The sequence below is a fragment of the Stenotrophomonas ginsengisoli genome (genome assembly GCF_001431485.1).
Lineage (GTDB): Bacteria > Pseudomonadota > Gammaproteobacteria > Xanthomonadales > Xanthomonadaceae > Stenotrophomonas > Stenotrophomonas ginsengisoli.
On the sequence record NZ_LDJM01000045.1, the window covers coordinates 71,007 to 85,121 of the forward strand.

Genomic DNA, 14,115 nt, shown 5'->3' on the forward strand with positions numbered 1-14,115 from the left:
ACAACGCACTTGTGCCCTGCCGCACAGGGCCGGTAGAATGGCGGGCTAGAACAAGCGCCTTGTCACCGGAGCGACATTGCATGTCCGCGGCGCGCTTAACCAGAAACCACCGTTTACGCCGAGGTATGCCATGAAAGTTTTGTCCTCCCTGAAGTCGGCAAAGACTCGCCACCGCGATTGCAAGGTCGTCCGCCGTCGCGGCAAGATCTTCGTGATCTGCAAGTCGAACCCGCGCTTCAAGGCCCGTCAGCGCTGATCTTCAGCACCTGATTGGCCGTCACGACCGCTCGACGGCCGTGAATTTGCAAAAAACCGCCCTGTGGCGGTTTTTTGTTGCCTGTTTTTTGCTGTAATCGCAACCTGATCTCAAGCTGGGGAGTAAGAGCATGATGCGCACCTTGATTACCGCCGCGGTACTGGCCCTTTCCACCGTTGCCGGCACTGCCAGCGCCGACACCCTGCTGGTGGAGCGTGCCGCCAGCAAGCCGGACACCGCCATTCCCGCACGCGGGCAAAGCATGGACCAGGTGCGCGCCAGTTTTGGCGAGCCTGCCCAGCGCATGGAGCCGCGCGGCGGCCAGAAGCGCCAGTGGCCGACGATCAACCGCTGGGTTTACCCGCAGTTCGTGGTCTACTTTGAAAAATCGCGGGTGATCGACGTGGTGGCCACTCAGGCCAACGCGACCGAAATCGGCCCCAAGCCGCCCGTTCTGTAAGCACCGCCGGCAAGCCAGGATGGCCCGCCGGCACCCATTCCCCGCCGGCTACGACCGGCATGCGACTGAACATTGATGACCGAGAAACTGCGCTTTCCGGCCGAATGGGAATCCCAAGCGGCCATCCTGATTGCCTGGCCCCATGCCGATACCGACTGGGCCGACCGTCTGGACCAGGTCGAAGAGACCTATATCGCCCTGGTAAGCGCGATCACCCGCTTCCAGCCGGTGCTGATCTGCGTGGCCGATGACGATCTGGAAACCTACGCGGAGATGCGCCTGCGCTCCAACCGCGTGGACATGGAACGCGTGCGCTTTGTCACCGCCGCCTATGACGACACCTGGCTGCGCGATTCCGGGCCGATCACCCTGAACAAGGCTGACGGCAGCCACCGCCTGCTCGATTTTCGCTTCACCGGCTGGGGCGGCAAGTTCCAGGCCAGCCTGGATGACCAGCTGGTCGGCGCCCTGTTCGATGCCGGCGTGTTTGCCGATGGCAGCGAGCGCGAGGTGATTGATTTCGCCCTGGAGGGCGGGGCCATCGACACCGACGGTGCCGGCACCCTGCTCACCACCTGGCAGTGCCTGAACGAGCGTCACCCCGATGCCAGCCGCGAGGAGCTGACCACCAGGCTGGCCGGCTGGCTGCAGCAGGAACGCGTGCTGTGGCTGGACCACGGCTATCTGGAGGGCGATGACACCGACGCCCATGTCGACACCCTGGTACGCTTTGCCTCGCCGACCTCGATCGTCTACCAGGCCTGCGATGACACCGGCGACAGCCACCATGCCGAGCTGCAGGCGATGGGCCGCGAACTGGAAGCGCTGCGCACCGTCGATGGTGCCCCCTACACCCTGTTCCCGCTGCCCTGGGCGCAGCCGGTGATTGACGATGGCCGCCGTCTGGCCGCCTCCTACGCCAATTACCTGATCCTCAATGGTGCGGTGCTGATGCCGGCCTATGGCGATGTGGCCGATGACGCCGCCCGCGACGTCCTCGCCCAGGCCTACCCGGAGCGCGAAATCGTACAGGTCCCCTGTCGCTCGCTGATCTGGCAGAACGGCAGCCTGCACTGCATCACCATGCAGCTGCCGGCCGGCGTGGTGGCCATCTGATGCCCTGCCGGCGGCCAGTGCGCCGCCGGCCCCGTATGACCCTGGCGCCGGCTTGCCCCGACGCCACGCAAGCAGGACCCTAGAGCCATGAGCCGTTCCCGCACCCTGACCGTCGCGCTGGTCCAAGAGCGCAACCACGGCGATGCCGCCGCCAATCTCGCCATCATCGAGGCCCGCGTGGCCGAAGCGGCTGCCGCCGGCGCCAAGCTGGTGCTGCTGCAGGAGCTGCACAACGGCCCGTATTTCTGCCAGCACGAGTCGGTGGACGAATTCGACCTGGCCGAAACCATTCCCGGCCCGAGCACCGAGCGTCTGGGCGCGCTGGCCAGGAAGCATGGCGTGGTGATCGTCGGTTCGCTGTTCGAGAAGCGCGCCACCGGCCTGTACCACAATACGGCCGTGGTACTGGAAAGTGATGGCCGCCTGGTCGGCAAGTACCGCAAGATGCACATCCCCGACGATCCGGGCTTCTACGAGAAGTTCTACTTCACCCCGGGCGATCTGGGCTTCACCCCGATCGACACCTCGGTCGGCCGCCTCGGCGTGCTGGTGTGCTGGGACCAGTGGTACCCGGAAGCGGCCCGCCTGATGGCCCTGGCCGGCGCGGACATGCTGCTCTACCCCACCGCCATCGGCTGGGACCCGTCCGACATCCAGGACGAAAAGACCCGCCAGCGCGATGCCTGGGTGCTCAGCCACCGCGGCCACGCCGTGGCCAATGGCCTGCCGGTGCTCTCGTGCAACCGCGTCGGTCATGAAACTTCGCCACTGGGCGCAGCCGGCATCGACTTCTGGGGCAACAGCCATGTGCTCGGCCCGCAGGGCGAGTTCATTGCCGAAGCCGGCACCGAGGCCACCTTGATGGTGGTGGACGTGGACCTGGGCCGCAGCGAGCACGTGCGCCGGATCTGGCCGTTCCTGCGTGACCGCCGCATTGACGCCTACAACGACCTGACCCGCCGCTACATCGACTGAGCACCCCACCCATGGCCCTGCACATCCGCCCGGTCGCCACTGGCGACATGCCGGCGATCACCGCGATCTACGCCCGTGAAGTCACCGACCTGGTCAACACCTACGAATACGAGGTGCCGGACGTGGCGGAAATGACCCGGCGGATGCAGGACATCACCCAGCGCGGTTTTCCGTACATCGTGGCCGAGCTCGACGGCCAGCTGGCCGGCTATGCCTATGCCAACACCTACCGCACCCGCATTGCCTACCAGTGGACGGTGGAGAACTCGGTCTATGTGGATGCCGGCATGCAGGGTCACGGTATCGGCAGCGCCCTGCTCGGCGCATTGATCGATGCCTGCACCCAACGTGGTTACCGGCAGATGGTGGCCGTGATCGGCGAGCCGTCCAACACCGCCTCCATTGCCCTGCACGAGCGCTTCGGCTTTACCCATGTTGGCACCTTTCAGGGCCTGGGGCGCAAACACGGGCGCTGGCTTGATACCGTGCAGATGCAGCGCGCGCTTGGCGATGGTGCCAGCAGCGCACCGGACAACGAAGGTTGAAACATGACTGAAGCAACTGCGATCCCCACCGGCCTGGACGCCAGCCTGGCCGAACAGCCGGTGCGCGTGGTGCAGCGTGATGGCGTGCGCTACACCCTGCTGGGCACCGCCCATGTCTCCCCGGCCAGCGTGGCCGCGGTGGAAGCGGCGATCGGCTCCGGGCAATTCGACGCGGTGGCCGTGGAGCTGGATGCCCAGCGCCTGGGCGCCATGGAAGACCCCGATGCCCTGGCCAAGATGGATCTGGTGGAGGTCATCCGCAAGGGCCGGGTGCCGCTGTTTGCGGCCAACCTGGCCCTGGCCGCCTACCAGCGCCGCCTGGCCGAGCAGCTCAAGATCGAACCGGGCGCCGAACTCAAGCGCGCCGTCACCGCCGCGCGCGAGCGCAACCTGCCGGTGCAGCTGATCGACCGCGAAGTGGGCCTGACCTTCCGCCGTGCCTCGCGCCGGCTGGGCCTGTGGGGCAAGCTGCAGCTGATCAGCGGCATCGGTGCCGGCCTGCTGTCCAAGGAGGAAGTGGGCGAGGCGGAAATCGAAAAGCTCAAGCAGGGCGACATGCTCGAATCGAGCTTCGGCGATTTCGCCGAGCAGAGCCCGGCCCTGTATGACACGGTGATTGCCGAACGCGACCGCTACATGGCCGCCCGCCTGCGCGAGGAAAGCGCCAAGGCTGCCACGCCGTTGCGCGAGGTTCTGGCCGTGGTCGGCGCTGGCCACCTGGCCGGCCTGGCACGCCACCTGGCCGAAGATCAGGATGACGCGACCGCCACCCGCACCGCACTGGAAGACGTGCCGGTCAAGCGCAACATTCCCTGGTTCACCCTGACCATCCTGGCGGTGATCATCGGCGGCATCGCCTACGGCTTTGCTTCCGGCGGCATGAACATGGGCGCCGAACTGCTGGCCACCTGGGCCCTGCTCACCGGCGGCCTGGCCGGCCTGGGCTGCCTGCTGGCCCGTGGCCATCCGCTGAGCATCCTCACGGCCATGGCCGCTGCGCCGTTCAAGCCGTTCCGCCTGTCCATCCCCACCGGCGCCTTCTCCTCGCTGGTCGAGGCGCGCCTGCGCAAGCCGGCCTATGCCGACTTCATGGCCCTGCGCGATGACACCCAGAGCATCGGCGGCTGGTACCGCAACCGCATCACCCGGGTGCTGCTGGTGTTCCTGCTGACCAACCTGGGCAGTGCTTCGGGACTGTGGCTGACCGTGGCCCGCTTCGGCAGCCGCCTGAGCAGCTGAGCCTGACCGGTGCCTGCCCATTGCAGTCACCCTGAATGTGCAGGCTATACTCGGCTCGTTCCGTGTCCCCACGGCGGAACGACCAGACACCTGCACACCGGACCTTACCAATGCGCATCACGCCGTTGACCGCTTGTCTTGCTCTGGCCGTCTGCCTGCCGATGGCCCTGTGGGCCACCCCGGCCAGTGCCCAGAATCCGCCCACGCCCGACCCCGCCCATGGCCGCCAACTGGCCTATACCTGCCAGGGCTGCCACGGGGTGACCGGCTACAAGAATGTCTACCCCAGCTACAAGGTGCCCAGGATCGGCGGCCAGAGTGCGGCCTACCTGAGCCAGGCCCTGCATGCCTACCGCGAAGGCAAGCGCGTGCATCCGACCATGCAGGCGCAGTCCGGCAGCTTCAGCGAGCAGGACATCGCCGACCTGTCCGCCTACCTGTCCAGCCTGGAGTGAGCATGGCCGCCTACCTGACCCCGTTCCGCCTGCTGCTGGCCAGTGCCGCCCTGCTTGCCGCCAGTGCCTGCAGCCCGCAAACCGATCCGGAAACCGGCCGCAACATGGCACCGTCGGCCGGCCTGCCCAGCGCCAATGCCGCTGCCGGCCAGGCCATTGCCGAGCGCAAGGGCAAGGCCACCGGACAGAGCTGCATCGACTGCCATGGTGCCGACGGCAATGCGCCGATCGATCCAACCTACCCCAAGCTGGGTGGGCAGTACGCCGACTACCTGGCCCACGCACTGGCCGGCTATCGCGATGGCAGCCGCGTGCATGTGCTGATGAATCCCCAGGCCGCAGACCTGAGCGACCAGGAAATTGCCGATGTGGCGGCCTGGTTTGCCCAGCGCCCGACCCAGCTGCGTGACCTGACCACCCTGCCCTGAACCGGCAGCCCGGCCAGACCCGCTCACCGACAACGCGGCAGCCCTCAGGGGCTGCCGCTGTCGTTGTGCAGGGCCGGTTTGTAAGGCACGTCAGGCGCTGCGCGCGCCTGCGCCGGCTGCTCCTGCATGTTGGGGTCACTGACCCCGCATCCGCCACCGAGCTGGAGCAGGGAGATCACGCAACTGATCGAGCCGCTGCCACCGGGCAGCGGAATCTCGACATTCTTGATGCCGTTGCGCACCCATTCGGCCAACAACGATTCATTGGGTACCCAGTAGCGGTCAAAGCGGCCGGGCACATGCCCCGGCGGCGGCCGCTGCAACCAGGTGCCGCCGGCTTCCAGGCGTTGCCGGGTCCACTGGTCATTGTCCCCGCCCGGTGCGCCGCGCTCGACCGCCGCACTGGGCAGGTCGGCGGCGCGCAAGCCGGCCGGGGTGCCACTACTGGCCAGGCCACTGCCGGCAGCCTGCCCGGCGCGGCTCCAGTCATCACTGCCGGCCTGGCCACGCGACCAATCCTGGCCGCTGCCGGCCATCGGCCTGCCGGCATTGGCAGTGCCAGCCGTGCCTGGCGTTGCGGCCAGCGGTACTGCGGTGCCGACCGGGGAGGACTGCCCCGCCCCGGTTGAAGCGGTCGATGCAGCGCGCACCGGTGCAGCGGCTCCGCCAGGGTTGTGCGCCTGACCAGGCGCCTGCGCATCTGCCGCTGCCAAGCGCTGCGCCGAGGCCGCGGCGCGGGCGCTGATGTCACGCTCGCGTACCGCCGGCAGCGTCGCACTGGCCATGTCCGCCCTGTCGGCCGTGCCCGGCAGCACGGGCTCACGCAGCCCGCGCAAGGCCGGCGCAGCCAGGGCTGGACTGATTTCACGCTCACGCACCGCTAGTTCCCGGGTCGGCGGTGCGGCCACCGTCGCTGACCCTGCACGTAGACCGGACACCACGGGGGCCGCCTCACTCATGGCGATATCGCGCTCGGGCACCGTCATTTGCGCAGGCTGGCGCAGCGTGGCTGTGGTCACCGGCACGGCCGGCGGACGCGGTGCCGGCGCCGTCTGGCGCGAGGCAATGCTGCGCTCGGCCACCACCAGCTCAGGCAGAGACAGCCGCACCGGCACCGGCGAGGGCGCCGATATTGGCCGCAAGGGCCGTATCTGCACTTGCTGCCGCAATTCCAGTTCCCGCTCAGGCACCGGCAAGGACACCTCGGCCTGGAGTGCGTAATCCACGGCCCGTGGCGCGATGCTGCGCACCTGCGGAGCCGGCAGTGCCACCTCCGGCACCACCTCTGCCGGGATCACTGCCACCGGCGGGGGGGATGGCGGCTGCGGCTGCGCCTGGGCCAATGCACGCTCCGGCACCGGCATCGCTGCTGCGGGCAGTTCGACCGGCGGCGGCGGTGCCTGGACAAGCGGCGTTGGCAGCGCCGGAGCCGGCACCGGCAAGTCAGGCTCCTGTGCGGGCAGCGCTCGGGATGGCGGTTGCGTCTGCGTCACGCTTGCCGGCAAGGCGGCAGGCGCGGCCTGCGCGGCACGCTGCTGGGGGCCAGCAGCCGATGCGGCCTGCCCGGGCGAGGCAGCAACAGGTGTCGTCGCTGGCGACGATTCGCCCGCCTCGGCGCCCTGCACATGCCCCTGCCCGGCACTGACAAAACGCAGCGCCACCCGCTGTTCCGGCGGGCTGGGCGGCGCGGTGCTGCGCACCAGGGCCACCCACACCAGCAACAGCGCAAACAGGCCATGCAGCCCGGCACTGAACAATGCCGCCGTGCGCCGTTGCCAGCGCTCATCGTGCGCAGGCTCCGGCCCCATCTGCCAGCACAGCAGGGCCAGCCAGTGCGGCCGGCGATGGCCGGCTCGGCGCGGCCGTACTGCAACCGGACGGGCGTGGAGCACCGCCAGCATGGCATCGCGCCGGGCCAGCGAGGCGCGCGGCCGCAGGCGCATCCAGATCGGCCACTTGCCCAGCACATATGCGTCGGGCGCGGATTTACCGCGCCCGATGATCCAGTCGATGATGTCCTGCGCTTGCGCTTGGCCCATCGGCACTGGCTCCTGTCAGTCAGCCCGCATCAGTGCGCGGGATATAAGGGGCGGCGCCGGTTTCATGGTCGGTGGCATCGCGCACCGCGGTGATCCCGGCCACCTTGGTCATCAGGGTCTTCTCGATGCCCTGCTTGAGGGTGACATCGGCCATGCCACAGCCATGGCAGCCACCACCAAAACGCAGCAGCACCACGCCATCGGCGGTGATTTCCTGCACCGCTACTCGGCCACCATGCGAGGCCAGCTGCGGGTTGATCTCGTTGTCCACCAACCAGGTCACCTGCTCGACCATCGAGGCCGATTCCGGCGGCGCCTGACCCTTGATCTTGGGCGCCTTGATGGTCAGCTGCTGGCCACCGTTGGCATCGACCAGGTCGATATCGGCGCCATCCAGCCAGGCCACGCTGGTAGCGGCCACGTACAGGGTGAAGCCGTCACAGTCGATGGCCCACTCATCACCGGTCAGGTCGGCCGGCTCGGCAAACTCCAGGCGCGCATCGGCCTGCGCGGTACCCGGCTCGACCGCCTTCAGACGCACGCCCATGCCGGGCACGTTCTCGCGTTCGATCAGGCGGCGGAAATAGCGCTGTGCGCTGTCAGAAATCTGGATCATGGGACTATTCTAGCCTTGTCACGCACGCCAATGACTGGCACCGCCATCACCTGCCCCGGAGAGCCCATGACCCAGCCCCTCGACCTGCTCAGCGCCCGCTGCATCCCCCGCGCCGGTGCCGAGCACCGCCTGGATGCCGCCGCCCTGGACACCTACCTGGCGCGCCTGCCGGGCTGGTCGCTCAGCAACGATGGCAGCCTCCTGCAGCGCCGCTTCGACTTTGCCGACTATTACCGCACCCTGGCCTTCGTCAACGCCCTGGCCCACATCGCCCACCGCCAGGACCACCATCCGGACCTGTCGGTGCACTACGACCGGGTCATCGTGCAATGGTCTACACACGACGTTGGCGGGCTGAGCCTGAATGATGTGATCTGCGCGGCCCAGACCAGCGCCCTGACCGAGTAACTGCCATGAACCTGCGTGTTTGCCTGCTGCTGTGCCTCCCCCTGTCTCTGGCAGCCTGCCAGAAGGACGCTGCCGACCCGGCCCGGCAGGCCGCTCCGGCGCCGACCCCGGTGGCCGCCATCTCCACCCCGCCACCGGCCTACCCGGCCGAGGTGGCCTGCACCGGCGGTGAAGGAACCAGCGTGCTCAAGGTGGGCATCGGCGCGGCCGGCATCCCCGACAACATCACCGTGCTGACCAGCTCCGGCTTCCCTGCCCTGGACCAGGCCGCACAGACTGCGGTGGAAGGCTGGCGCTTCCGCCCGGCCACCCGCAATGGCCAGCCGGTTCCGGCCAGCATCCAGGTCCCGGTGACCTTCCGCCTGCCGGCCGAATTGCCCACCGATTGCTATCTGGTGCAGGAACGCCTGCGCCGCGGCGGCTGATCGATGTCAGCCTTCGGTACCGCCCTGCTGGTAACCACGGCCGCCGGCCTGGCCACCGGCATCGGCGGTGCCCTGGTGTTGTTCACCCGGCGCCCCAACCCGCGCCTGCTCTCCTTCGGCCTGGCCTTCGCCGCCGGGGCCATGGTCTACGTGTCGCTGGCCGAGATCCTGCCCAAGGCCACCACCGCCTTCAGCAGCCTGCATGGGGCCCGCTACGGCCTGGCCCTGTCCACCGCGGCCTTTCTCGGCGGCCTGCTGCTGATGGCCATCATCGACCAGCTGGTTCCCAACCCCCACCACAGCCTGGACAAACAGGCCCCGGGCTTTGCCCAGGACAATGCCGCCTACCTGCGCAAGGTCGGACTGATGACCGCCATTGCGATCACCGCCCACAACCTGCCCGAAGGCATGGCCACCTTCTTTGCCACCTTGCAGAGCCCGGTCCTGGGCCTGCCACTGGCCCTGGCCATTGCCGTGCACAACATTCCCGAAGGCATTGCCATCGCCATCCCGGTGCATGCCGCCACGCGTTCACGCCGCATCGCCCTGGCGGCCAGCATCGGCGCCGGCATGGCCGAGCCGGTCGGCGCCCTGCTCGGCTATGGCCTGGTCGGCGGCCAGCTCTCGGCCAACACCTATGGTGGCGCCTTCGGCCTGATTGCCGGGATCATGGTGTTCCTGGCCCTGGACGAACTGTTGCCAACAGCCAAGCGCCATGCCGTCGGTCACGAGACCGTGCATGGCCTGGTCGGCGGCATGGCCCTGATGGCGATCAGCCTCGTACTGTTTTCCTGGTAGTTCGCCGGCAGATCCCTGAAAAATCGCCGCCGTTACTTGCCCAGGCGCTCCAGCGCCTGGACCAGCTCCGGCGCCAGCGGGGCCTGCAGCAGGTAGGGGCGCTTGCCGTTGTCCAGGCGGAACTCCAGTGATGCGGCATGCAGGAACAGACGCTTCAGGCCGATCTGCTCGCGCAGACGCTTGTTGATCGCCTCATCGCCGTACTTGTCATCGGCCGCCACCGGATGACCAATATGCTGGGCATGCACACGGATCTGGTGGGTGCGGCCGGTCTCGATGCGCACCTGGCACAGCGAATGCCCACCACGGCGCTCCAGCACGGTGAAATGGCTGACCGAAGGCTTGCCGATCGCATTGACCTGCACATGCCGCTCCCCCCCCTGACGCAGGCCCACGTGCAGCGGGGCATCCACGGTCATCACCCCGTCGGGCATGCGCCCGACCAACAGGGTCTGGTAATGCTTGATGATCCCGGCGCCGTGGTCTTCACGCAGCAGCGCCTGCAGTTCGGTCAGGGCAGAGCGTTTCTTGGCCACGATCAACAGGCCGGAGGTATCGCGGTCCAGGCGGTGCACCAGCTCGAGCATCTTGCCCGGGCGCAGCGCGCGCAGGGTCTCGATCGCACCGTGGCTGATGCCGCTGCCGCCATGGCTGGCCACGCCGGACGGCTTGTTCAGGGCGAGCAGGAACTCATCCTCGAACACGATCGCGGCCTCCAGGCGTTTCATGAACGCCTCCGGCGGCCCGGCCTTTTCCACCCCCTCGCTTTCCAGCCGCACCGGCGGGATGCGCACCTCGTCACCGGCCTCCAGCTTGCGCTCGGCCTTGGCCCGGCCGCCGTTCACCCGGACCTGGCCGGAGCGCACGATCTTGTACACCAGTGAGCGCGGCGCCCCCTTGAGCTGGCCGAGCAGGAAGTTGTCCAGGCGCTGGCCAGCGCGGTCATCGGACACGCGCACCATGCGCACGCCGGGCTTGTCAGCGCCAGGCTGGGAGGTCACATCGGAAGCATTCATATAGGCACGTATTCTGTTACACTCGAGCGGCGATATAAGGGATTGATTTCACTTAGGAGTTGAACAGGCCGAAAGCCCCGCTCCTGGTGAATCCGGTTCAAGTTCGCTGCCACCGCCCCCGGGGCGGCCATGTTAGCGGCTCACCGGCCTTCCCGGCCATCGCCGGGCACCACCAATGCCTGTGCTGAACATGTCCCGTGCGGCGTGGCCAGATGTTTGGCAACGCCACCGGTCCTGCAACAAACCCAAACCAATGAGCGCTCCCGCGGCCTGCCGTGGTGTTGTAGCGCTGGACGCCCGGCCCCTCCCCCGCGCATGCGCGACCAAGGGCCGGACAGTGGCCAGAGGCGAAACCCCATGGCGTTCCGCGCGGTAGCAGCGCGCGAGGAACGCACAATGAAGCGAATGCTGATCAATGCCACGCAGGCCGAAGAGCTGCGCGTGGCGATTGTGGACGGCCAGACCCTGTACGACATCGATATCGAACAGCCGTCCAAGGAACAGAAGAAATCCAATATCTACAAGGGCCGTATCACGCGACTGGAACCGTCGCTGGAAGCGGCCTTTGTTGAATACGGCGGCGACCGCCACGGCTTCCTGCCGCTGAAGGAAATTTCCCGCGACTACTTCCAGGCCGGTGTGGACCACCACAAGGCCAGCATCAAGGAACTGCTGCGCGAAGGCCAGGAAATCGTTGTCCAGGTCGACAAGGAAGAGCGCGGCAACAAGGGCGCCGCACTGACCACCTTCATCTCGCTGGCCGGCCGTTACATGGTGCTGATGCCCAATTCGCCGTCGGCCGGCGGCGTCTCGCGCCGCATCGAGGGCGAGGACCGTGCTGCCCTGAAGGACGCGCTGGACAAGCTGCAGATCCCCGACGACATGGGCGTGATCATCCGCACCGCCGGCGTCGGCCGCGATGCCGAAGAGCTGCAGTGGGACCTGGACTACCTGCTGCAGGTCTGGAAGTCGATTGCCGAAGCCGCACTGACCAAGCCCGCCCCGTTCCTGATCTACCAGGAATCGCGCCTGATCGTGCGCGCCCTGCGCGACTACCTGCGCGCCGATGTCGGCGAGATCCTCGTTGACACCCAGGAGATGTACGACACCGCCCGCGATTTCATCCAGCAGGTGATGCCGCAGACCCTGCGCAAGCTCAAGCACTACAAGGACGACATCCCGCTGTTCAACCGCTTCCAGATCGAATCGCAGATCGAAGCGGCCTACGAGCGCAACGTGCGCCTGCCGTCGGGCGGCTCGATCGTGATGGACCAGACCGAAGCGCTGACCGCCATCGACGTCAACTCGGCCCGTGCCACCAAGGGCGGTGACATCGAGGAAACCGCGTTCAACACCAACCTGGAAGCGGCCGAGGAAGTGGCCCGCCAGCTGCGCCTGCGCGACCTGGGCGGTCTGGTGGTGATCGACTTCATCGACATGTCCTCCTCCAAGCACCAGCGCGAGGTGGAAAACCGCCTGCAGCAGGCGCTCAAGTACGACCGTGCCCGCATCCAGCTGGGCCGCATCAGCCGTTTCGGCCTGATGGAAATGAGCCGCCAGCGCCTGCGTCCGAGCCTGGGCGAATCCAGCCAGCTGGTCTGCCCGCGCTGCGAAGGCCAGGGCCGCATGCGCAGCATCGAGTCGCTGTCGCTGTCGATCATCCGCGTGACCGAAGAGCACGCGATGAAGGAAAACACCGGGCAGGTCCTGGTCCAGGCGCCGGTGGAAATCGCCAACTTCCTGCTCAATGAAAAGCGCGGTGCCCTGCGCGAGATCGAAGACCGCCACAGCTCGCCGATCATCATCGTCGCCGACGAGCAGCTGCACACCCCGCACTACTCGGTCTCGCGCCTGCGCGAAAACGAGCTGGGTGAGGAAACCAGCAAGCCCAGCTACCAGCGCGGCACCCCGCGCAAGCTGCCGGTGCTGGCCCTGACCAAGGCCCAGCTCAACATTCCGGCCGCCCCGGCGGTGACCAACGTCAAGCACAGCCAGCCTGCCCCGGTACGCGAAACCGCGCCGGAACCGGCACCGGCCACCCCGGTGGCAGCCCCGGCACCGGCCAGCACCGGCTTTGTCGGCTGGATCAAGCGCCTGTTCGGTGCCGGCGAAGCCGAAGCCACCAGCGCACCGGCCAAGCAGGAAAACAACCGCAACAGCCGCAACAACCGCAACAGCAAGAACGGCAACCGCGACGAACGCCGCAAGGACAAGCCGCGCGAGGAGCGTCGCCGCAGTGACGCCGACAAGCCGGCAGCTGCTGCGGCCCCGGCAGCCACCCCGAGCCAGCCGGCACGCAACGAAGGCGAACGTCCGGCACGCGAGGATGGCCAGCAGGGCAACAAGCGCCAGAAGAACCGCAACCGCAACAAGGACCAGGCCGCAGGCCAGGCCCCGCAGGGCGGCAACAACGGCAACGCTCAGCCCAACGCCGAGCGCAACAACCAGCCGCGCCAGAACAAGGCAGCAGACAAGCCGGCCCAGGCACAGGCCGAGCGCGCAGAGCGTGGCGAACGTGCACCGCGCAACAACGCACCTTCCGTTGCCGAAGCCGCCGCCAGCACCACCCCGGTCGCTGCCGCTGTGGCCACCGCCGCTGTCAGCGTTGCCGACAACCTCACCACTGCCGCACCCGCTGTTGCAGCGGTCACCAGCACCGTCAATGAAGAACTGAAGGTGGCCAGCATCACCGCCGCGGCCGATGCCGATGCGGAACTGGAACTGAGCGGTGCCGAAGGCAGCGATACCGATGCCGGTGACGACGCTGCCAATGGTGAGGCCGGCCGCCGTCGCCGCGGCCGCCGCGGTGGTCGCCGTCGTCGTCGCAACGGCGCTGAAGGCAGTGCTGCCGGTGAAGAAAATGACAACGGCGATGCCCTGTCCGATCTGATCGGTGACGATGCCGAGGAGTCGTCCGAGCACACCGCCGCGACCAGCGACACCAGCCACAAGCCGGCTCCGGCCATGGCCAGCACCGAGTTCGACTTCGATGACGAACCGGCCCAGGCCGGCGCGCGCCTGCCGTCCAACCCCAAGCCCGCCCCGGCAGCGGTAGCCGTCGCAGCCACGGTTGCTGCGGAAGCTCCGGCTGCTGCGGAAGCTCCGGTTGCTCCGGTTGCTCCGGTTGCTGCGGAAGTTCCGGAAGCTCCGGTTGCTGCGGAAGTTCCGGAAGTTCCTGTTCTGGCGCCGGCTCCGACACCCGCTGCGGTTGCCACGGTGGCGGCCGGCGATGACCTGCCGCCGTGGCCGGTGGCCACGGCTCAAACTGCCGCCTCAGCCCCAGCAGCTGCGCCGGTGCAGGCGACCACCTGTCGCTAGGCCACCTCCGCACCTACCGAA

The 14,115-nt window shown here is 67.8% G+C and carries 15 protein-coding genes; 12 read left to right on the forward strand and 3 right to left on the reverse strand.

Annotated features, from left to right (window positions below):
- Positions 1-130: 130 nt before the first annotated feature.
- The 8 genes from ykgO (at position 131) to ABB30_RS14455 (ending at position 5,474) form a co-directional block, all read left to right on the forward strand.
- Positions 131-256: a type B 50S ribosomal protein L36 gene (gene ykgO, locus ABB30_RS14420; RefSeq protein WP_057628212.1), complete on the forward strand. Its 126-nt coding sequence runs from the start codon at positions 131-133 to the stop codon at positions 254-256.
- 130 nt (positions 257-386) lie between these two features.
- Positions 387-716 (forward strand): hypothetical protein, encoded by a 330-nt coding sequence (locus ABB30_RS14425; protein WP_057639008.1) that lies wholly within the window; start codon positions 387-389, stop codon positions 714-716.
- A gap of 75 nt (positions 717-791) precedes the next feature.
- Positions 792-1,832 (forward strand): agmatine deiminase family protein, encoded by a 1,041-nt coding sequence (locus ABB30_RS14430; protein WP_057639009.1) that lies wholly within the window; start codon positions 792-794, stop codon positions 1,830-1,832.
- Between the two features lie 87 nt (positions 1,833-1,919).
- Positions 1,920-2,807: a carbon-nitrogen hydrolase gene (locus ABB30_RS14435; protein WP_057639010.1), complete on the forward strand. Its 888-nt coding sequence runs from the start codon at positions 1,920-1,922 to the stop codon at positions 2,805-2,807.
- Between the two features lie 11 nt (positions 2,808-2,818).
- Positions 2,819-3,352 carry a GNAT family N-acetyltransferase gene (locus ABB30_RS14440; RefSeq protein ID WP_057639011.1) on the forward strand — a complete coding sequence of 178 codons (534 nt, stop codon included), beginning with the start codon at positions 2,819-2,821 and terminating at the stop codon, positions 3,350-3,352.
- Positions 3,353-3,355: 3 nt separating this feature from the next.
- Complete coding sequence (locus ABB30_RS14445) at positions 3,356-4,591, forward strand: TraB/GumN family protein (RefSeq protein ID WP_057639012.1); 1,236 nt, start codon at positions 3,356-3,358, stop codon at positions 4,589-4,591.
- Positions 4,592-4,701: 110 nt separating this feature from the next.
- Positions 4,702-5,046 (forward strand): c-type cytochrome, encoded by a 345-nt coding sequence (locus ABB30_RS14450; RefSeq protein ID WP_057639013.1) that lies wholly within the window; start codon positions 4,702-4,704, stop codon positions 5,044-5,046.
- A 104-nt stretch (positions 5,047-5,150) separates the two neighbouring features.
- A complete protein-coding gene (locus tag ABB30_RS14455; protein WP_245626518.1) occupies positions 5,151-5,474 on the forward strand; it encodes a c-type cytochrome in 324 nt (107 codons plus the stop codon).
- 44 nt (positions 5,475-5,518) lie between these two features.
- Here ABB30_RS14455 and ABB30_RS14460 read toward each other — a convergent pair whose 3' ends face one another.
- Positions 5,519-7,513 carry a hypothetical protein gene (locus ABB30_RS14460; protein ID WP_057639015.1) on the reverse strand — a complete coding sequence of 665 codons (1,995 nt, stop codon included), beginning with the start codon at positions 7,511-7,513 and terminating at the stop codon, positions 5,519-5,521.
- 19 nt (positions 7,514-7,532) lie between these two features.
- Positions 7,533-8,129 carry an NfuA family Fe-S biogenesis protein gene (locus tag ABB30_RS14465; protein WP_057639016.1) on the reverse strand — a complete coding sequence of 199 codons (597 nt, stop codon included), beginning with the start codon at positions 8,127-8,129 and terminating at the stop codon, positions 7,533-7,535.
- Positions 8,130-8,195: 66 nt separating this feature from the next.
- Here ABB30_RS14465 and ABB30_RS14470 point away from each other — a divergent pair, with 66 nt between their 5' ends.
- Genes ABB30_RS14470 through zupT form a run of 3 tightly spaced genes read left to right on the forward strand, consistent with a single transcriptional unit; the run spans position 8,196 to position 9,760 of the window.
- A complete protein-coding gene (locus ABB30_RS14470; protein WP_057639017.1) occupies positions 8,196-8,537 on the forward strand; it encodes a 4a-hydroxytetrahydrobiopterin dehydratase in 342 nt (113 codons plus the stop codon).
- Between the two features lie 5 nt (positions 8,538-8,542).
- Entirely contained in the window at positions 8,543-8,962 is a 420-nt protein-coding gene (locus tag ABB30_RS14475; RefSeq protein WP_057639018.1) for an energy transducer TonB, read from the forward strand.
- A 3-nt stretch (positions 8,963-8,965) separates the two neighbouring features.
- On the forward strand, positions 8,966-9,760 hold the full coding sequence (gene zupT / locus ABB30_RS14480) for a zinc transporter ZupT (RefSeq protein ID WP_057639019.1): 795 nt from the start codon (positions 8,966-8,968) through the stop codon (positions 9,758-9,760).
- 32 nt (positions 9,761-9,792) lie between these two features.
- Here zupT and ABB30_RS14485 read toward each other — a convergent pair whose 3' ends face one another.
- Positions 9,793-10,776: an RluA family pseudouridine synthase gene (locus tag ABB30_RS14485; protein ID WP_057639020.1), complete on the reverse strand. Its 984-nt coding sequence runs from the start codon at positions 10,774-10,776 to the stop codon at positions 9,793-9,795.
- A gap of 396 nt (positions 10,777-11,172) precedes the next feature.
- On the opposite strand from ABB30_RS14485, the gene ABB30_RS14490 reads away from it, so the two are divergent.
- Positions 11,173-14,094: an Rne/Rng family ribonuclease gene (locus ABB30_RS14490; protein WP_083489898.1), complete on the forward strand. Its 2,922-nt coding sequence runs from the start codon at positions 11,173-11,175 to the stop codon at positions 14,092-14,094.
- Positions 14,095-14,115 lie beyond the last annotated feature (21 nt).